At 47.9% G+C, this 19,002-nt stretch carries 19 protein-coding genes; all 19 read right to left on the bottom strand.

What is annotated here, in order from left to right; genetic code table 11:
* Positions 1-2 precede the first annotated feature (2 nt).
* The 19 genes from K6T23_RS10235 to K6T23_RS10145 all read right to left on the bottom strand — a co-directional run bounded on the left by K6T23_RS10235 (position 3) and on the right by K6T23_RS10145 (position 19,002).
* Positions 3-320 (bottom strand): YlxQ family RNA-binding protein, encoded by a 318-nt coding sequence (locus K6T23_RS10235; RefSeq protein WP_056537104.1) that lies wholly within the window; start codon positions 318-320, stop codon positions 3-5.
* A gap of 10 nt (positions 321-330) precedes the next feature.
* Complete coding sequence (rnpM, locus tag K6T23_RS10230) at positions 331-600, bottom strand: RNase P modulator RnpM (RefSeq protein ID WP_053427264.1); 270 nt, start codon at positions 598-600, stop codon at positions 331-333.
* An 11-nt stretch (positions 601-611) separates the two neighbouring features.
* Positions 612-1,742, bottom strand: coding sequence for a transcription termination factor NusA (nusA, locus tag K6T23_RS10225; RefSeq protein ID WP_053427265.1), 1,131 nt, complete (start codon positions 1,740-1,742; stop codon positions 612-614).
* 36 nt (positions 1,743-1,778) lie between these two features.
* Positions 1,779-2,249, bottom strand: a complete 471-nt coding sequence (gene rimP / locus K6T23_RS10220; RefSeq protein ID WP_048004018.1) for a ribosome maturation factor RimP — start codon at positions 2,247-2,249, stop codon at positions 1,779-1,781.
* Between the two features lie 185 nt (positions 2,250-2,434).
* A complete protein-coding gene (locus tag K6T23_RS10215) occupies positions 2,435-6,754 on the bottom strand; it encodes a PolC-type DNA polymerase III (RefSeq protein WP_238284264.1) in 4,320 nt (1,439 codons plus the stop codon).
* 93 nt (positions 6,755-6,847) lie between these two features.
* Positions 6,848-8,554 (bottom strand): proline--tRNA ligase, encoded by a 1,707-nt coding sequence (locus K6T23_RS10210; protein ID WP_238284263.1) that lies wholly within the window; start codon positions 8,552-8,554, stop codon positions 6,848-6,850.
* Positions 8,555-8,665: 111 nt separating this feature from the next.
* A complete protein-coding gene (gene rseP / locus K6T23_RS10205) occupies positions 8,666-9,931 on the bottom strand; it encodes an RIP metalloprotease RseP (RefSeq protein ID WP_056537114.1) in 1,266 nt (421 codons plus the stop codon).
* A gap of 101 nt (positions 9,932-10,032) precedes the next feature.
* Entirely contained in the window at positions 10,033-11,175 is a 1,143-nt protein-coding gene (locus K6T23_RS10200) for a 1-deoxy-D-xylulose-5-phosphate reductoisomerase (RefSeq protein WP_218245899.1), read from the bottom strand.
* A gap of 38 nt (positions 11,176-11,213) precedes the next feature.
* Complete coding sequence (locus tag K6T23_RS10195) at positions 11,214-12,002, bottom strand: phosphatidate cytidylyltransferase (protein WP_056537117.1); 789 nt, start codon at positions 12,000-12,002, stop codon at positions 11,214-11,216.
* Entirely contained in the window at positions 12,002-12,793 is a 792-nt protein-coding gene (locus K6T23_RS10190; RefSeq protein WP_056537118.1) for an undecaprenyl pyrophosphate synthase, read from the bottom strand. Before K6T23_RS10190 ends, K6T23_RS10195 begins: the two co-directional genes overlap by 1 nt.
* 222 nt (positions 12,794-13,015) lie before the next feature.
* The gene (gene frr / locus K6T23_RS10185) at positions 13,016-13,573 is read right to left on the bottom strand and encodes a ribosome recycling factor (RefSeq protein WP_048004025.1); all 558 of its coding nucleotides are present in this window, start codon (positions 13,571-13,573) and stop codon (positions 13,016-13,018) included.
* A complete protein-coding gene (gene pyrH, locus K6T23_RS10180; RefSeq protein WP_048004026.1) occupies positions 13,573-14,298 on the bottom strand; it encodes a UMP kinase in 726 nt (241 codons plus the stop codon). The genes frr and pyrH overlap by 1 nt, the downstream gene beginning before the upstream one ends.
* Before the next feature lie 78 nt (positions 14,299-14,376).
* The gene (tsf, locus tag K6T23_RS10175; protein WP_056537119.1) at positions 14,377-15,258 is read right to left on the bottom strand and encodes a translation elongation factor Ts; all 882 of its coding nucleotides are present in this window, start codon (positions 15,256-15,258) and stop codon (positions 14,377-14,379) included.
* A 122-nt stretch (positions 15,259-15,380) separates the two neighbouring features.
* Entirely contained in the window at positions 15,381-16,088 is a 708-nt protein-coding gene (gene rpsB / locus K6T23_RS10170) for a 30S ribosomal protein S2 (RefSeq protein ID WP_048004028.1), read from the bottom strand.
* Positions 16,089-16,262: 174 nt separating this feature from the next.
* Positions 16,263-16,712, bottom strand: a complete 450-nt coding sequence (locus K6T23_RS10165; protein WP_148985360.1) for a hypothetical protein — start codon at positions 16,710-16,712, stop codon at positions 16,263-16,265.
* Between the two features lie 93 nt (positions 16,713-16,805).
* Positions 16,806-17,075, bottom strand: a complete 270-nt coding sequence (locus tag K6T23_RS10160) for a hypothetical protein (RefSeq protein WP_079515960.1) — start codon at positions 17,073-17,075, stop codon at positions 16,806-16,808.
* Positions 17,076-17,079: 4 nt separating this feature from the next.
* Positions 17,080-17,850: a FliA/WhiG family RNA polymerase sigma factor gene (locus tag K6T23_RS10155; RefSeq protein WP_056537122.1), complete on the bottom strand. Its 771-nt coding sequence runs from the start codon at positions 17,848-17,850 to the stop codon at positions 17,080-17,082.
* Between the two features lie 34 nt (positions 17,851-17,884).
* Positions 17,885-18,382, bottom strand: coding sequence for a chemotaxis protein CheD (locus K6T23_RS10150; protein ID WP_056537123.1), 498 nt, complete (start codon positions 18,380-18,382; stop codon positions 17,885-17,887).
* On the bottom strand, positions 18,379-19,002 hold the full coding sequence (locus K6T23_RS10145; RefSeq protein WP_056537124.1) for a chemotaxis protein CheC: 624 nt from the start codon (positions 19,000-19,002) through the stop codon (positions 18,379-18,381). Before K6T23_RS10145 ends, K6T23_RS10150 begins: the two co-directional genes overlap by 4 nt.

Below are 19,002 nucleotides of genomic sequence, written 5' to 3'. Positions count from 1 at the left end.
GTTCACCCCCACTGAGATTCATCGAGCATTTCGGAAAGCTTTCCGGCAAACCCCGCTTCCATGACCGCGACGACCACCCTTTGATCCTTCCCTATGGCCTGGCCAAGAAGGGATCGATCCGGGGCGAACCGGACCGGGACCTTATAATGGGTACATTTATCCGTCACTTTCTTACGGGTGTTTTCGGAAGCATCCCGGGCCAGGATCACAAGCTTCGTCCGACCCCTGCGGACTTCCCTGATCACCAGTTCTTCACCGGATACGGTCTTACGTGCCCGATTGGCCAATCCTAAAAGGGACATCCAACGATTCTGCTCCATACGCTAAATGTTACTCCTTTTCTACAAGACGTATCAACTCATCATACAATGAATCATCTATCTTCGCTTGAAGTTGATTGGCTAACGTATTCTTCTTTTTCGCTTGTAAAATGATGTCCCGATCTTTAGAAAGATAGGCGCCGCGCCCGGACTTCTTACCGGTCGGGTCCACGGACACTTCCCCCTCTTTCGATCGGACGATTCGGATCATGTCTTTCTTCGGTTTCATTTCACCGGTCGCTACGCATTTGCGGAGCGGGATCTTCTTATTGGTACTCATGTGTCCACCTCTTAATCTTGATCGTTGAAATCAATATTCAAAGGCTCATCCGCGTCGTACTCTTCTTCTTCTGGAAGGAAGGATTCCTCGCGGGGATAGAGACCAAGTTCCCTGGCATCTGTTTCACTTTTGATATCAATTTTCCAGTTTGTGAGCTTGGCGGCAAGACGGGCATTTTGACCGCGCTTCCCGATGGCAAGGGAAAGTTGGTAATCCGGCACGATGACGCGTGTGGACTTCTCTTCCTCATTCACCTGTACATCAAGTACCTTGGAAGGGCTCAATGCGTTCGCAACGAATGTGACAGGATCTTCGGACCATTGCACGATATCGATCTTTTCCCCTTTGAGTTCGTTGACGATTGCCTGAACCCTAGCACCCTTGGTTCCGACACAGGCACCGACGGGATCGATTTCACCATTATCTGCGTGAACGGAGATCTTGGAGCGATCTCCAGCTTCGCGTGCAACAGATTTGATTTCGACCGTACCATCGAAGATTTCAGGCACTTCGATTTCGAAGAGGCGCTTCAACAGACCTGGATGAGTACGGGAAACAAAGATCTGAGGTCCCTTGGTCGTCTTCTCGACTTTGGTGATGAAGACCTTGATGCGGTCATGGGGCTTGTAAGTCTCATTCGGCATCTGTTCGCTTACAGGAAGCAATGCTTCGATTTTACCTAGAGCCACATAGATGAAGCGGTTATCCTGACGCTGGACGATGCCTGTCATGATATCCTCTTCACGATCTACGAACTCAGAGTAGATGATGCCGCGTTCCGCCTCGCGTACACGCTGTGTGACGACCTGCTTGGCCGTCTGGGCTGCGATCCGTCCGAAGTCCTTCGGAGTGACCTCAAGCTCCACCACATCGCCCACTTCATAGCTTGGATTGATGTCTGTTGCATCCGGCACGGAAATCTCAAGACGGGAATCGAATACTTCATCCACGACTTCCTTGCGGGCGAAGACCCTCATGGTACCTGTGTCCAGGTTTAAGTCCACCCTTACATTCTGTGCCTGATTGAAATTCCGTTTATAGGCCGATACAAGAGCGGCTTCGATCGCTTCGATGATCACATCTCTCGCAATGCCTTTTTCTTTCTCTAATACAGTTAGAGCATCTAATAACTGCGTGCTCATGACGGTTTTATCCCCCTTTATTTTGCGGTTGTTCAGTTAGGAAAAGGTTACGGCAAGTCTTGCAGCCGCGACTTTATCCATCGGTATTTCAACCTTCTTTTTACGCGTTTTGATCGTCAGTTCAAGTTCTAGCTTCTCGGGCGTATATGATAACAGCAAACCTTCGAATGCTTTTTCTCCATCCATCGGTTCATATAGTTTCACGTATACATTCTTTCCGATGGACTTCTCAAAGTCCTTCTCTTTTTTGAGAGGGCGCTCTGCTCCCGGTGAGGAGACCTCCAGGAAATAATTGTGCTGGATCGGGTCGAGCTCATCCAGCTTCTCGCTGAGGCGTTCGCTGACGATTCCGCATTCCTCGATATCAACACCGCTGTCCTTATCGATAAAAATGCGAAGGAACCAGTTTGATCCCTCTTTCACGTACTCCATATCGATCAGTTCCAGTGAAAGATCATCCAATATGGGTGTGACAAGTTCTTCTACAAGTGTTGTAATTTTACTCATACTTACCTCCTGGTCTATATGAAAAATCTTGCACCAAGACTATAAAAGATAGAAAAAATCTCCAAGTAATAACGAAAGAGTGGGGTGCGACCCCACTCTTCGACGTTAGAGCTATCCTTAGTATTTCCAATAAAAATATACCATAACCGATATTTTTATGCAAATAAATTTCCCTTACATCATGGTCAGAACAAGGACAGCTGATTTTTCTCCGGCAGGGACTCCAGACATCCGTGATTATCCAGATATTCGATGATGGTCTTGGATACCCGTCCCCTTTGCTGTAGATCCTCTTTCGAAAGGAATTCTCCATTTTCCCTCGCCTTCACGATATTGAGGGCGGCATTCGTCCCAAGACCCGGAATCGCATTGAATGGTGGGATTAGGGTATCGCCGTCAATGAGGAATTCGGAGGCTTCCGAGCGGTATAGATCCACCTTCTGGAATTGGTAGCCCCTCTCACACATCTCAAGGGCAAGCTCAAGGACGGTGAGCGTGTTCTTTTCTTTTGGTGAGGCGTCCAGTCCTTTGGCATTGATCTCTTCGATCTTGGCCCTTACAGCTTGAGAGCCCCTCACCATGGCTTCGATGTCGAAGTCTTCAGCACGAACGGTGAAGTAGGCGGCATAATACAGAAGGGCATGGTGGACTTTGAAGTATGCAATCCTCACTGCCATCAGAACGTAGGCGGCAGCATGGGCTTTCGGGAACATGTACTTGATTTTCAGGCAGGAGTCGATATACCAATCCGGTACACCGTTATTCTTCATTTCATCCACCCATTCATCCTGAAGCCCTTTTCCTTTTCGGACGAACTCCATGATCTTGAATGCCAATGAAGGATCAAGACCCTGATAGATGAGGTAGACCATGATATCATCACGGCATCCGATAACCTCACTGAGATTGCATATTTTATTATGAATCAATTCCTGTGCATTCCCAAGCCATACATCGGTCCCGTGGGAAAGACCGGAGATCTGCACAAGTTCAGAGAATGTTGTCGGCTTCGTATCCTCAAGCATCTGCCGGACGAATCTGGTTCCGAACTCTGGAATTCCCAGGGTCCCCGTTTTACACATGATCTGCTCTTCGGTGACTCCGAGGGACTCCGTGCCACTGAATATCTTCATGACTTCAGGATCATCCGTCGGAATCGTCTTAGGATCGATCCCCGATAAGTCCTGGAGCATCCTGATCACCGTCGGATCATCGTGTCCAAGGATATCGAGCTTCAGGAGATTATCATGGATGGAATGGAAATCGAAGTGAGTGGTGCGCCACTCCGAATCACTCGCATCCGCAGGGAACTGGATCGGTGAGAAATCATAAATATCCATATAATCCGGTACAACGATGATCCCCCCGGGATGCTGCCCGGTGGTCCGCTTCACGCCTGTACACCCGCTGACGAGGCGATCGACCTCTGCGCCGCGGATCTGCAGGTTATTGTCTCCTGCGTACCCTTTAACATATCCATAGGCTGTTTTCTCGGCTACTGTACCGATCGTCCCCGCACGATAGACGTTGTCTTCTCCGAACAGCACCTTCGTATAATCATGGGCTTTCGGCTGGTATTCCCCCGAGAAGTTCAAATCGATATCGGGAACCTTATCCCCCTTGAATCCCAGGAATGTCTCAAACGGGATATCGTGTCCGTCTTTTTTGAATGGAATCGCACAATCCGGACAGTCTTTGTTCGGCAGATCGAATCCTGAACCAACGGAACCGTCATCGAAGAACTCCGACTTCTTGCAGGACGGGCACACGTAATGCGGAGGAAGTGGATTCACTTCTGTGATCTCCGTCATGGTGGCAACGAATGATGAGCCGACGGATCCACGGGATCCAACAAGATATCCGTCCTCCAGTGACTTCTTAACGAGTTTAGCAGAAATGAGATAGATGACGGCGAATCCATGGCCGATGATGCTCTTCAGCTCTTTTTCAAGGCGCGCTTCGACGATTTCAGGAAGGTCTTCCCCGTAAATGCTTTTGGCCATCTCATAGCTCATGCGACGCATTTCCTCGTCTGCCCCTTCGATCTTAGGGGTGAAAAGGTCATCTTTGATCGGTTTGATGGAGTCGATCATGTCAGCGATCTTATTTGAGTTCTCGACCACGATCTCCTCGGCCTTGTCTTTCCCGAGGAAGGAGAAGGCATCCAGCATCTCATTCGTTGTACGGAAATGGACATCGGGAAGTTCATGACGATTAAGCGGGTTTGCCCCACCTTGGGAACTCACGAGGATCTTCCGATAAATCTTGTCTGTTTCATTCAAATAATGCACGTTCCCTGTTGCCACAACGGGCTTATTGATCCGTTCTCCGAGATCGACGATATTCTTGATGATGTCTTCCAGATTCTTCGTACTCTGCACGAGATCCAGTTCAATCAGATGCTGATAGACTTCTTTCGGATGAACCTCAAGGTAATCATAGAATTCAGCTGTTTCGAGCACTTCCTCGATGCCTTTTTGCATCATCCCTTCGAACACTTCCCCTTTATCGCAACCCGAACCAACCAGGATGCCAGCGCGATATTTTTGGAGCTGTGACCGCGGGATGCGGGGGACACGGAAGAAATAATGCATGTGGGAAATCGATACGAGCTTGAACAGATTCTTCAGTCCTTCTTCCGTCTGGGCAAGCAGGGTACAGTGGTAAGGTCTTGAACGCTTATAGGCGTCCCCTTTCCCCATGTAATCATTGAACTGATTATGATTCATGATCCCCTTCTCCGATGCATCCTTCAGCATTTTGAGAAGTAGATATCCAGTGGCTTCCGCATCATAGATCGCCCTGTGATGCTGGGTGAGCTCGACATCGAATTTCTTCGCCAGGGTATTCAAGCGGTGATTCTTGAATTGAGGATAAAGGAGCCTTGCCAGTTCCAGCGTATCGATGACCGGATTTGACGCTTTGGGAAGGTCTGCTTTCTTGTATCCTGCATTCAGGAACCCCATATCGAATGATGCATTGTGGGCAACCAGGATATCATCTTCCACCCATGCATGGAATTCCTTCAGCACATCGTTGATCTCAGGGGCATTCCTCACCATATCATCGGTGATGCCAGTCAGTTCGATGGTTGTAGCAGAAAGGGGATGATGAGGATTGGCAAAGCGCTCGAACTTGTCGATCACTTCCCCGTCCCTGATCTTTACGGCTGCGAGTTCGATAATCGTATCGTATACCGCGGAAAGACCTGTCGTTTCCACATCGAATACGATATACGTGCTGTCTTCTAGTATGCGGTCCCTGTCGTTATAGGCGATGGGGACCCCGTCATCGACGAGGTTTGCCTCGATGCCGTACAGCACCTTGATATCATTCTTTTTACTTGCACTGAACGCTTCCGGGAAGGATTGTGCCACGGCATGATCCGTGATGGCAACCGCCTTATGACCCCATTTCTTTGCTTGCGAAACAAGGGAACTGACGGACGATACTGCGTCCATTTGACTCATCGGGGTATGCATGTGGAGTTCTACCCTCTTCTTGTCTTCAGGTGCCGTATCGAGTCTCAGAACCGGTTTGATTTCATTGACATCGTTGGCGATCATGACGAGGTCGCGGACGAATGTATCATTTTGGATGCTTCCCCTGCAGCGGACCCACATCCCCTTCTTCATCGTATTCATAATGGCTGCATCGTCTTTGTCACGGGAGAACATCTTCACAAGGATCGAGCTTGAATAATCCGTCACCTTGAATGTGAGGAGGGTACGGCCGCTTCTCAGCTCACGCGTTTCACAGTCGAACACATAGCCTTCGACGGCAATGCGCCTCTCCTCATCGAGGATGTCTTCGATCTTCCTGAACTCAGCGTCATCCTTGATCGATAAACCAAGCATGAAGGGCCCGCTCGGAATCCCTGCGGCTTCTTCCTTCTCAGCTTTCTCCATTTCAATGAGAGCCTGTTTTGCCCGCTCTTGATCTTCCTTGAGCTTTTCTTCAAGAAATTTCTCATAGTCACTGTTTTGAGCTTCAGCCTGTCCTACCTCTGCATCCAGCATGAGGCGGGGAAATCCAAACTGTTCGAATGCCGAACAGATGATATCACTATATTTTTTCTTCAACTGTGTCGCTTCTGTATCGTTGGAAGCCTGCACGACAATTTTATTACCCTGTATCTTAGGCTTCTGTGTATTGAGGATCTTCAATAATGGCGGTGATATGCCCTGCACTTCCTTGATGCATTCTGTCCAGTAATCAAGGATATGCTGTTCGGTTGCTTCCGTATTGAGGACCTTCACCGAAAATCCTACCTGGGCGATATGCTTGAACGAAGACCTTAGAGCATTTGAAAACTGGTTCATCACCTTGCAGGGAATGATCTGATCCAGCGCGAAATGAAAATGCCATTTTTTCTCTTTTCTATAAACGGATAATTTTTCAATTTCAGCATTGTTGAAGTACTGAACCACATCATCCCCGGTCATCCCTAGCTGGGATAGTAATACTTGAAATCGCTCTTTCTTGCTCAGGGATCTCTCTTCCATTTCTCTTACTCCCCCTTTAGTGCCTTTCTATATCCTCAGAGGAAAAGGGCCGACGGCAGAGGTACAACCACTGGAGTCAAGCCCTTCATCCCTTTAATTTGTTTCAGAAAGTTCTTGAAGTGTTTTCACTAATTCATCTTTATGAACTTCAAGCATATCACCTGTTTTCCTGACTTTCAATTCAATGATTCCTTCAGCAGCCTTCTTGCCGACCGTGATGCGGTACGGGAGGCCGATCAGATCGGAATCTGCGAATTTAACGCCCGGCCGCTCCGCACGGTCGTCCATTAGGACATCATATCGTGCGTGTTTTAGCGTACCGTATAATTCTTCAGCAAGCTCTCTCTGGGCATCATCTTTCATATTGACCGGAATTACATGGGCATCATATGGAGCTAGGTCCAGCGGCCATACAAGACCTCTATCATCGTTGAACTGTTCAGCTACCGCCGCAACCGTCCTTGAAACCCCGATTCCATAACAACCCATGATAATGGACTGTGAACGGCCGTTTTCATCCAGATAGGTGCTGCCCATGCTGTCGGAATACTTTGTTCCAAGCTTGAAGACATGTCCTACTTCGATGCCTCTTGCAAATTGGATCGTTCCCTTACCATCCGGTGAAGGGTCTCCTTCTTGAATGAAGCGCAGATCTGTGAATGTGATGGCATCCACATCTCTTTCCACATTCACATTCAAGTAGTGGAAGCCTGTTTCATTGGCACCTGCCGCACCATTGCGGACATACTTCACGGCCTGATCGGCGATGATCTTCACTTCAGCAGGAAGGGAGAACGGACCTACGGAACCTACTTCGCTACCAAGTAAGCTTACTGTTCCTTCAGCTGTGGCAAGCTCGACCTGATCAGCACCGAGAAGGTTCTTCAGTTTGATGTCATTGATTTCATGATCACCGCGCACCAGGACGAGTACATACTCTTCATCCGCTTTGAACAAAAGGCTTTTGATGCACTCTTCAGGCTGCTTATCAAACAACGCACAAACGTCATCGATGGTCTTCGTATCAGGCGTTGAAATCTTTTCGAGATCCAGCATGTCTTCCTTTGAAAGCTCATACGTATCTGCGACTTCCGCCATTTCAATATTGGCAGCAAAATCGGATGTATCAGAATAAGCAATCGTGTCTTCACCGATTTCTGAAAGGACCATGAATTCATGGGTATCCTTACCCCCCATGGCCCCTGAATCTGCGATAACGGCCCTGAAATCCAATCCACAGCGTGTGAAGATATTCGAATAGGCTTGGAATAGTCGATCATAGGTTTCATCGAGACTTTCCTGTGAAGAGTGGAAGGAATAGGCATCTTTCATGATGAATTCCCTTCCTCGCAGAAGGCCGAATCGTGGACGCTTTTCGTCACGATATTTCGTTTGGATCTGATAAAGGGTCAAAGGAAGTCGTTTGTACGATTTTATTTCGTCCCTGATCAGGCTCGTGATCATTTCTTCATGGGTTGCTCCCAGTGCGAACTCACGGTCATGGCGGTCGTTCATCCTCATCAGTTCAGGACCATATGTCCCCCAGCGTCCAGATTCCTTCCATAGTTCAGAAGGTTGTAAGGCCGGCATCAACAGTTCTGCTGCTCCCGCTGCTTCAAGCTCCTCGCGGATGATTGCTTCTACCTTCTTCAATACTTTCGTTCCGAGTGGCAGGTAGCTATAGATTCCGCTTGCATTTTGCCTCATATATCCCGCGCGAAGGAGAAGCTGATGACTTTTGACCTCTGCATCGGCCGGAACTTCCCTCAAGGTTGGGATCAACGTTTGTGATTGTTTCATTCAGAGCACCTCAGTTACCATAATATTTTTATTGTTTATTTGTATGTACCCGTTTTTCCCCGAGCAATGCAAGAGGCAGTATCACCCACTAGGATGAAACTGCCAAACATGCTAATTCTGTATAAAGAATCGTTGTATATCATTCCATGTTACGACGAGCATCAGGACCATCAGGAGGGCGAACCCTACAAAATGAACCATTCCTTCCATCTTGCGGTCCACCGGTTTTCCCCTCAGCGCTTCCACTGCGAAGAACAGGAGTCTTCCTCCGTCCAAGGCCGGGATCGGCAGGAGGTTCATGATGCCGAGGTTGATGCTGAGTATGGCTGCCCATCTCATCAAATCATAGATACCCGACTGTGCAACGACATCGGTGGACTGATAGATCCCAACCGGTCCGCTTAAGGCATCAATGGAGAATTCACCCGTAACAAGCTTGCCTAAGAGGACGAAGATCAGCTTGCCCATTTCGTAGGTTTGCTCCGCACTTGAAGATACGACCTTCAGCGGCGATTTTTCCATAGGATTGTGAACGCCGATCTTTCCGATTTCTTCTTGCCCTTCTACCTTCTGAGGCTCTGGCGTTACAGAGATATCCTGTGTCGCTCCTCCCCTTTCGACGGTGAAGACGAGTTCATCACCGGGGTGCTTCTGGATCACACCGACAATATCTTCCCAAGTGGAGATTTCACTGTCGTCGATGCTAAGGACCTCGTCTCCTTTTTGAAGGCCTGATTCCTTGGCTGCGCCATCATCCGTCAGATCACCAAGGACGGGATCATTGGTCGGTACCCCTTGAAGGAACCCGACCAGAATGAAAATGAAGAAAGCCAGGATGAAGTTGAACAGTGGACCTGCGAAAATGGCCATCGCCCTCTTCGGCAGGGATTTTGAACCGAATTGACGATCCCATGGCGCAATCAATGATTCTGTACCGTCTTCGACGATGACAGCGTTTCGTGAAATAGGGAATGTTTTCAATTCTTCTTCGTCATCTTCATACCCTTTGATGATGAGTTCCCTTTCAAGATCCGCCGTTTCCACCTCGATGACGCGGATGTTCGGATAGCGGTCCTTGTTGTTCAGAACAATCTTGGAAGCTTTCTCATCCTGATCAAATAGGAGACCGATGCGATGGCCCGCCTTCAGTTCGACCATTTCTGGATCTTCACCCGCCATCCGGACGAAACCTCCCAATGGAAGCAGGCGGATCGTATAGACGGTTTCATTTTTCTTGAATGAGAACACCTTTGGACCGAAACCGATGGCAAACTCGCGGCAGAGGATCCCTGCACGCTTGGCAAAAATCAGATGCCCCAGTTCATGGAAAAAAACCAATGCCCCGAAGATCACGATAAAGGCTATGACTGTCTGCATGTAAATAACCACCTTTGTAACCTGTCAAACTGCACAGATTTAAATGTAAATGAAGGGTTGTACATAATCATCATACGTATCATCGCGGGAAAACATACCCTTTACACCCAGGAATCGACCAGCTTCCTCGTGTTCCGGTCGATCTCATGGATCGTCCCGAGGTCCGGCCTTTGTATCGTGACGTGCCCGTTCAATGCCCGCTCCACGAGGTCGTCGATTTGCAGGAATGAGATAGCCCCTTTAAGGAAGAGTGCCACAGCTGCTTCATTGGCTGCATTCAGGACTGTCGGCATGCTGCCGCCTTCCCTGCCGGCTGCATAGGCAAATCCGAGGCATTTGAACCGGTCCGTATCCATTTCTTCGAAGTGAAGCTTCCCGATTTCCACCAAGTCCAGTCTCTTCCCTTTAGGATGGGGCATCCTGTCTGGATACGTGAGGGCATATTGGATCGGTACCCTCATATCAGGTGTTCCCAGCTGAGCCATGACCGAAGAATCGTGGAACTGGATCATAGAATGAATGATGCTTTCACGGTGAAGTACCACGTCAATCTGATCATAAGGCAGATCAAAGAGCCAGTGGGCTTCGATGACTTCAAGTCCTTTATTCATCATGGTTGCCGAATCGATGGTGATTTTCGCCCCCATGGACCAGTTCGGATGATTCAGCGCATCGTCTACCGTCACGCCGACAAGCTCATCTCTTGATTTATCACGGAAGCTCCCTCCGGAAGCGGTAATGATGAGTTTTTCGATATTTTTCGGATTCTCCCCTTGAAGTGCCTGAAAGATCGCGGAGTGTTCACTATCAACGGGAAGAAGCTGTACACCCTTCTTCCGAGCCGCTTCCATGACCAGATGCCCTGCTGTTACGAGGGTCTCCTTGTTGGCGATGGCGATGGTCTTGCCCGCATCGATTGCCTTCAAAGTCGGATGGAGGCCCACGCTACCGAGCACCGCGTTGACCAAGACGTCGGCTTCATGGAAGCACGCTGTCTCGATCAGACCATCTTCTCCATGGAGAACGGTGATATCACCAAATTCTGAGCGGAGCTTCTCTGCATCCTCTTTCAGTTGGACAGAGACGAGTGACGGCATGAACTCACGGATGATGTCCCTTGTCTTTTCCATGTTGCGGCCTGCCGATACAGCCGATAGATGGAACTCTTCGGGGTGCTGCCGGATGACATCGAGTGTCTGGATCCCGATGGAACCGGTGGCCCCCATTAAACTAATACTCTTCAATGACTCCACTCCTTACAGATGTGTTGCTCTCTTTATCTTTATAATAGAAAATGCAGCAGTGGCAGTACGAATAACAAACTGTCGAAACGATCGAGCATCCCACCGTGTCCCGGAAGGAGATTCCCGGAATCCTTGACTCCGTAGTGCCTTTTAAGGGCAGATTCCACCAGATCCCCCATTTGACCGAATACGGAAAGTATCGCCGTGATGATGATTAGCTTTGGCATCGAGATGCCGAGGTCGGTGAAAAATGTGATGATGATACCGACAATGACAGCCGAAACGATTCCGCCGATGAACCCTTCAACTGTTTTATTCGGAGAAATATGCGGCCAGAGTTTTTTCTTCCCCATGGCCCGTCCGATAAAGTAGGCTCCGGAATCCGTAGCCCAGATGATGAATAGGGCATAGAAGATGAGCTGTGCGCCATTCGACAGCATGCGGATCTCGATGAAATAGAAATAACCGATTCCTACATATAATAGGCTCAATAAGTGAAAACCGACGTCGTCATAGGTGAAGCGGTTCTTCGTGATCACCGTATAGACCAGCAATAATAAAACGGCGATGAACACAAACTCCATTTTGGAGTATCCGAAGTCCGCAATGACATCGATGGTTTCATTCGGGATCAAAAAGATCCATAGGAGGGCAAGGGATAATAAACCTGGTATCGTCATGATCCCGTGGCCCCTCATTTTAAGTGCTTCATAGAGACTGATGGATGCAATGGCATACATCAGGATGATGAATGGTATCTTACCAACCAAGATGATCGGCAAGAAGATCGCCGCTGCGACGACCGCTGTAATAATTCGCTGTTTCATTAGGACTCCTCGCTTTGTAACCCGCCGAATCTCCTTGAGCGGCCCTGATAGGCCTCAATGGCTTCCACAAGCTCTTCCTTGCCGAAGTCGGGCCACAATACATCCGTGAACCAGAATTCAGTATATGCGAGCTGCCAAAGCATGAAATTACTCAAACGTATTTCTCCGCTTGTCCGTATGAGCAGATCGGGATCCTTGAGGTTCTTTGTCATTAAATAAGTGGAAAACACGTCTTCTGTCAATTGTTCTTCATCCAGTATTCCACTTCTTACATCATTTAAGACATGCTTCACACCGTCGAGGATTTCAGATCTGCTTCCATAGTTCAGAGCGAAGTTCAAGATAAGGCCGTCATTCTCTTTAGTCTCTTCGATTGCTTTCTGTACTGCCCGCTTGGTGTGCTCAGGGATGGCGTCTGTTGCACCCATCATCTTCACCTGAACGTTTTCCTCGATCAACTCCGGAAGGAATGTTCCAAGGAATTCTTCGGGAAGCTTCATCAGGAACTCTACTTCCATTTTCGGGCGCTTCCAGTTTTCTGTAGAGAAAGCATATAAAGTCAAGGTGCCAACGCCGAGCTCATTTGCCAGCCTGGTCACCCTCCTTACACATTTCATTCCTTCATGATGGCCGGCAACCCTGGGCATGGCCCTTTTCTTGGCCCATCTCCCGTTACCATCCATGATGATGGCGATATGTTCCGGGATCGGGTGATTCCTCAACTCCCTATACCGTTCATCATAGTCTTCTGAACCTTGCTGCCGCTTCCATTGCTTAAGCTTGTTTAGCATAAAAATCCTCCACCAACAATCCTAAAAATATTTACCTCTACTATCATAACAAAAATCACAAAAGATATCTCCATGAAATTCGATTATACCATTCCCTGCCAGTCCTGTTCAGACATTTTTAAGGGGAAAGATCCAAGGGATGCCGGTGGGTGTGCAATCAATATGTAGTGTAAAAAAAGCCGACCAAGCGGGTTTCGCTTATAGGTCGGCGGTACTCGTTCATTATACTTCTAGCATTTCCTGCTCTTTATCTTTTGCGATACCGTCAATCTTCACAATGCTTTCATCCGTTGCCTTCTGGACATCTTCTGAGTAGCTGCGAAGATCATCTTCCGTGATCTCGCCCGCTTTTTCCTGTTTCTTCAGTTCTTCATTTGCATCGCGGCGAATGTTACGGATGGCAACTTTCGCATCTTCCGCTTCTTTCTTCACACGTTTGACCAGTTCTTTACGACGCTCTTCAGTCAAAGCAGGAATGATGATGCGAAGGATATTCCCGTCACTGTTCGGAGTGATACCGAGATCGGATTTGAGGATCGCTTTCTCGATGTCGCCCAATGCTGTTTTATCATAAGGTTGGATGACAAGCATACGGGCCTCAGGAATCGAGATACCTGCCAGTTGGTTCACCGGTGTAGGCGCACCATAATAATCGACGGTGATCTTATCAAGTAGGGATGCGTTCGCGCGTCCCGCCCGGATTGTCGCCAGTTCACGTGAATACGTTTGGATTGCTTTAGTCATTCTTTCCTTTGCGTTTGAAATGATTGCTTCTGCCATTATTCTTTCCCCCTTACGATTGTACCGATATTTTCGCCTGTTACGGCTTTTTTGATGTTTCCATCTTCCATAATAGAGAATACAATAAGCGGTATATCATTGTCCATACATAGGGATGAAGCCGTTGAATCCATGACCGCCAAGCCCTCTTTCAACACATCAAGATAGGAAAGCTTGTCATATTTCACTGCATTGGCGTCCTTCATCGGATCGGCAGAATAGACGCCATCCACATTGTTTTTCGCCATCAGGATGACTTCTGCTTCGATTTCTGCTGCACGAAGAGCCGCTGTGGTATCTGTTGAGAAGTAAGGGTTTCCGGTACCGGCTGCAAAGATGACTACCCTCTTCTTCTCCAGGTGGCGGATTGCTCTTCTTCTGATATATGGTTCGGCTACCTGACGCATATCGATGGAAGTCTGCACCCGCGTTTCGACACCGACCTGCTCCAGGCTGTCCTGAAGGGCCAATGAGTTCATGACGGTCGCCAGCATCCCCATATAGTCGGCGGATGCACGGTCCATACCCATCTCACTGCCGATTTTCCCTCTCCAGATGTTTCCGCCGCCAACGACGACTGCGACTTCCACACCTAGTTCGGCAATTTCTTTTACATCTTCCGCCACGTTTTTGATCACGGACGGGTTGATGCCGAAGCCGTCTTCACCGGCTAAGGCTTCTCCACTTAATTTAAGCACGACACGTTTATATTTTGGAACGCTCATGGGAACCTCCGTATGTAAATAAGATTTTTCTTGAAAAATAGGGAACACACGATGTGTTCCCTACAGCGAATCGGTTGATTATTTCTTCACTTGGCTCATAACTTCTTCAGCGAAGTTTTCTTGACGTTTCTCAAGGCCTTCCCCTACTTCATAACGAGTGAAGTCTGTAAGGGTAGCTTTGTGAGACTCTAGGAATTGACGTACTTTTTGATCTGGATTCTTAACGAAAGGCTGGTCAAGGATGCAGATATCTTCGAAGTACTTGCTTAGGCGACCTTCCACCATTTTTTCAACGATGTTTTCAGGTTTGCCTTCGTTAAGCGCTTGTTGTTTAAGCACTTCACGCTCATGTGCTACTTCTTCAGCAGACACTTGATCACGTGAAACGTATTTAGGGTTAAGGGCTGCAGCATGCATAGCCACGTCTTTTGCTACAGCAGCATCAGTTGTGCCTTCAACTACAGCAAGAACAGCGATGCGTCCACCCATGTGGAGGTACTCACCGAACGCTGCGTTGTCATCTTTAGTGCGGATTTCGAAGCGACGAAGAGTGATTTTCTCTCCGATTTTCGCGATTGCCGCATTGATGAACTCACTAACAACTGAACCGTTCTCCATTTTTTGATCCATCGCTTCTTCAACAGAAGCAGGCTTTGTAGCCAATAGGTGAGAAGAAAGTTCTTTAACAAGGTTTTGGAAGTTTTCGTTTTTCGCAACGAAATCCGTTTCAGCATTCACTTCAAGGATGATTGCTGTGTTTCCTTCGCTTGCGATGAACGTTGTACCTTCAGCTGCGATACGATCAGCTTTTTTAGCTGCTTTCGCGATTCCTTTTTCACGAAGGAAGTCGATTGCTTTCTCCATGTCTCCGCCAGTTTCTGTTAGCGCTTTTTTACAGTCCATCATTCCAGCGCCGGTTTTTTCACGAAGTTCTTTAACCATTTGTGCAGTGATTGCCATAGTAGGTTTCCTCCTTAGATTATCTATCGCAGGTTTCCCTGCTGTGAACTACCTGAAAAGATAGTCTGATTCCTCTTTAAAAAAAGGTGATAAGGGTAAGCCCTCTTATCACCTTTTCGTCATTACTCAGCTGCTACAGCTGCTTCTTCACCTTGTTTCGCTTCAAGGATGGCATCTGCCATTTTCCCTGTAAGAAGCTTAACCGCACGGATCGCGTCATCATTCGCAGGGATGACAACATCGATTTCATCCGGATCACAGTTTGTATCAACGATACCTACGATAGGGATGTTAAGCTTGCGTGCTTCCGCAACAGCGATACGCTCTTTACGAGGATCGATGATGAATAGTGCATCAGGCAGTGTGTTCATATCTTTGATTCCGCCTAGGAATTTCACAAGACGTTCATGTTCTTTTTTCAGTTGTACTACTTCTTTCTTAGGTAGTACTTCGAACGTACCGTCTTCTTCCATCTTTTCGATTTGCTTAAGACGTGAAATACGTTTTTGGATTGTTTCGAAGTTAGTAAGTGTTCCACCCAACCAACGTTGGTTGATGTAGTACATACCAGCGCGCTCCGCTTCATCTTTAACAGATTCTTGCGCTTGTTTTTTTGTTCCTACGAAAAGAACTTTACCGCCGTTACCAGCTAGTTCTTTCACGAAGTTGTAAGCTTCTTCAACCTTTTTAACGGTTTTTTGAAGGTCGATGATGTAGATGCCGTTACGCTCTGTGAAGATGTATCTCTTCATCTTAGGGTTCCAACGGCGAGTTTGGTGTCCGAAGTGTACACCAGCTTCAAGCAATTGTTTCATTGAAATGACTGACATGTGTGGTTCCTCCTAATGGTTTTTGTTTTTATCCTCCGTCTCCTTCATCTTGGGGCAGAAACTATTAAAAATAGCACCATCCACCTCAATCAGGAAACGTGTGTAATCACACCATGAATACTATAGCATACCTCTTTTATCCAATCAAGGGCTTGCCGCGATTTTTGAAGAAAATTATTCGATATTCTTGTTGAATTTCAGAAAAAGCTCTACTTCCGTCCTCCCAACACCAGCGGCTTTTGCGATTTCATCAATCGAAAAGCCGGCACGGTGCATACTCACCATATCAAGTTCTGCCATATCTGTATGCTCGGACGGATCGATGGTAGGGTCGATGGTGGGAACCGACTGATAGGCTTCCATTGCTTTCATCCGAACCTTGGAAGGAGGTTCTGCCACACGTTCCTTTGCAACAGGCTCATCCTTTGTCAGTGATAAGAGAAAAGCATCATTCTCTTCCTTCAATTCTTCCATATAAGCAGACATCAGCTCTTCCATTTCTGCCACCCTTCTCTTTTGCTGGTTGTCAAGGGCCAGGAGGCGGTTCTGCCTTACGTATAGCAGGATGATCGCAAATAAAGCGACGAGATTCAATAAAATGGATAGTACTATTGCGAAAATCATTAATGTATCACCCTGTTATCTTTTCATATTTGAGTTCTAACGCCAGCTCAACAAGGAAAAACTGTCCCGGTTTCCTCCGGAACAGTCGTTCTATCATCCACTGTAATCGATTGCCTTCCCTTTAAACGGATGATGCCCTTCGCGTTTCCCCTCTTCGTAACGGGGATCTTTCCCGCTGCGTGACAAGGGAGCCTTCCCTTTCATGCGATTGACCGTATGGCGTTCTTTATATGTCTTCTTTTCCATCCCGAGGGATGCGGCATGATTGACTGACTGACCGAGCTGCTGTGCTTGTTCTGTCATTTTTCCCGCTTCGAATGTCCTCGGCAGTGCCACCTGGAGTTCGATCGCCTTAAGAGTCACCTTATCATCCCCCTGCTTCAGGTTTCAGGAAATTCCTCAACTTGAAAATGGCCTTGGAGTGAATCTGCGAAATGCGCGATGTGGATAAATTCATAACATGACCAATTTCGGTCAAAGTCAGTTCTTCTTTATAAAACAAGCTTAGCACGAGCTGCTCTTTCTCTGAAAGTTTTAAAATCATCTTTTCAAGCTCTTCCATGTTCTCTTGTTTGACGGTCGCTTCTTCCGGGGAAAAGACCCGTTCATCCTTCAGAGAAAAGGAGGAAGATTCACTTTCATCAGCAGAAAGCTGTTCATCCATGGATAAGACATTTGCAAAGAAATGCTCATTGGCTGCCTGATAGACTTCATCGGTTGTCATTTCAAGCGATGCGGCAACTTCTTCCGGTGTCACGTGGCGTAAAAGGGATTGTTCGAGCTCCAATGTCCTTGCTTCGATCTTTTTCGCCTTATCCCTTGTGGAGCGTGGAAGCCAGTCTTCTTTCCTGAGGCCGTCCAGGATGGCTCCCCTGACCCTGAAGGATGCATATGTATCAAACTTGAGATCTCTCGTGGGATCGAATTTTTGCAGTGCATCCAATAGGCCCATGAGACCGAGGCTTTTGATATCTTCTCTTGAAACGTTTTTCGGGAGGCCGACTGAAATTCGTTGAACATGATAAGAAACAAGGGGCATATATTTCTTCACGAGCATATCCCCTGCCTCTGTATCGCGGTTGTGGATCCATCTATCCCAGTAGGGTTGTTCTTCGTTCCGATCCGGTTGTCGGGACATGTTACCCCTCCTTTCCAAGAGCTAGTCTTCGTCCTCACATTTCCTTTGTTCCTGCATACACCGTCCTCACATGCATCATTCCGGTTTCAGGGAAAAATTCAATGGTTCTTCCTTTATTACCCCCGAGGTCTTCAGCGATGATGCTGATATTCAGTTTGTGGAGCTGCTCCTTGACCGCTTCAACATTCCTGGGGCCTATCCGCATGATATCGCTCCCGGATGCCGCCTGGAACATCTGTGCGCCGCCTGCCATTTTGCATACGAGCCTCGAAGTGTCCGCACCATGTCGATTCAAGAGGGCTACAAGACCTGGTATGGCCAGATCTGCATATTTGCCTGGGTTGATTGTCGCTTCTTTTGTAAAGGATGAGTCCGGTAGCATGACATGGGCCATACCTGCCAATCGAAGCCGTCCATCATAGAGGACAAGCCCTACACAAGACCCAAGACCCGTCGTCCGAATCGACCCTTTATCCCTGACGAACTTCATGTCAGCAATCCCTACTTTGACAACCGAATCCGTCCCCATCATGCGTCCACTCCCAAGGAATTGAACACGATGGAGAATGACTCGGGATCAAGAATTAGGTAGAAGTTCCCCTTGACGCCCTGTGTACCCTCTTCATTGAGAGCGGTATCGATGACAAGGGCGTGATCACCGACCTTGGATATCTCGAGAAGACCGTAACCGACCATTGCCCCTGCCATGTCGACCGAAACGGCAGGTACGGAAGATTGGATCGATAATCCCGTGAAGTCGGATAGAGAAGAGAGATAGGCGCCGGATACGATGTTGCCAAGCTCCTGGATGGCAGATAGGGCGATATCTTCGTATGGTGGTTCCTGGAATGTGTGGGACGGATCTTTCAGCATGATTTGAACATAGCGGGTGGCCTGTTCCAGAGGAAGCAGGAAGAACATGTTACCCGTTACCTCCCCCTGGATCCTTAGAAAGATTCCGACTACAATCGTTTCGGCCCCTCCTGCAAGCTCCGTCATCTCATCAAAAGAAACCATGTCGACCGCTGGCACCTTCATATCAATCTTCTTATCTAGCAGGAACGAGAGGGATGTTGCTGCGTGGCCAGCCCCGATGTTCCCTATCTCTTTCAATACATCCAGATGCCCTGATGTAATATGGTGATATCCCAC

It is taken from the genome of Rossellomorea marisflavi, from assembly GCF_022170785.1.
Taxonomy (GTDB): domain Bacteria; phylum Bacillota; class Bacilli; order Bacillales; family Bacillaceae_B; genus Rossellomorea; species Rossellomorea marisflavi_B.
This window is presented reverse-complemented; position numbering and strand designations above follow the sequence as displayed.

What these genes read in the sequence shown, in the direction of transcription:
- K6T23_RS10235 (WP_056537104.1), bottom strand. Translation starts at nt 320, where the DNA reads ATGGAGCAGAATCGTTGGATGTCCCTTTTAGGATTGGCCAATCGGGCA.
- rnpM (WP_053427264.1), bottom strand. Translation starts at nt 600, where the DNA reads ATGAGTACCAATAAGAAGATCCCGCTCCGCAAATGCGTAGCGACCGGT.
- nusA (WP_053427265.1), bottom strand. Translation starts at nt 1,742, where the DNA reads ATGAGCACGCAGTTATTAGATGCTCTAACTGTATTAGAGAAAGAAAAA.
- rimP (WP_048004018.1), bottom strand. Translation starts at nt 2,249, where the DNA reads ATGAGTAAAATTACAACACTTGTAGAAGAACTTGTCACACCCATATTG.
- K6T23_RS10215 (WP_238284264.1), bottom strand. Translation starts at nt 6,754, where the DNA reads ATGGAAGAGAGATCCCTGAGCAAGAAAGAGCGATTTCAAGTATTACTA.
- K6T23_RS10210 (WP_238284263.1), bottom strand. Translation starts at nt 8,554, where the DNA reads ATGAAACAATCACAAACGTTGATCCCAACCTTGAGGGAAGTTCCGGCC.
- rseP (WP_056537114.1), bottom strand. Translation starts at nt 9,931, where the DNA reads ATGCAGACAGTCATAGCCTTTATCGTGATCTTCGGGGCATTGGTTTTT.
- K6T23_RS10195 (WP_056537117.1), bottom strand. Translation starts at nt 12,002, where the DNA reads ATGAAACAGCGAATTATTACAGCGGTCGTCGCAGCGGCGATCTTCTTG.
- K6T23_RS10190 (WP_056537118.1), bottom strand. Translation starts at nt 12,793, where the DNA reads ATGCTAAACAAGCTTAAGCAATGGAAGCGGCAGCAAGGTTCAGAAGAC.
- frr (WP_048004025.1), bottom strand. Translation starts at nt 13,573, where the DNA reads ATGGCAGAAGCAATCATTTCAAACGCAAAGGAAAGAATGACTAAAGCA.
- pyrH (WP_048004026.1), bottom strand. Translation starts at nt 14,298, where the DNA reads ATGAGCGTTCCAAAATATAAACGTGTCGTGCTTAAATTAAGTGGAGAA.
- tsf (WP_056537119.1), bottom strand. Translation starts at nt 15,258, where the DNA reads ATGGCAATCACTGCACAAATGGTTAAAGAACTTCGTGAAAAAACCGGC.
- rpsB (WP_048004028.1), bottom strand. Translation starts at nt 16,088, where the DNA reads ATGTCAGTCATTTCAATGAAACAATTGCTTGAAGCTGGTGTACACTTC.
- K6T23_RS10165 (WP_148985360.1), bottom strand. Translation starts at nt 16,712, where the DNA reads ATGATTTTCGCAATAGTACTATCCATTTTATTGAATCTCGTCGCTTTA.
- K6T23_RS10155 (WP_056537122.1), bottom strand. Translation starts at nt 17,850, where the DNA reads ATGTCCCGACAACCGGATCGGAACGAAGAACAACCCTACTGGGATAGA.
- K6T23_RS10150 (WP_056537123.1), bottom strand. Translation starts at nt 18,382, where the DNA reads ATGATGGGGACGGATTCGGTTGTCAAAGTAGGGATTGCTGACATGAAG.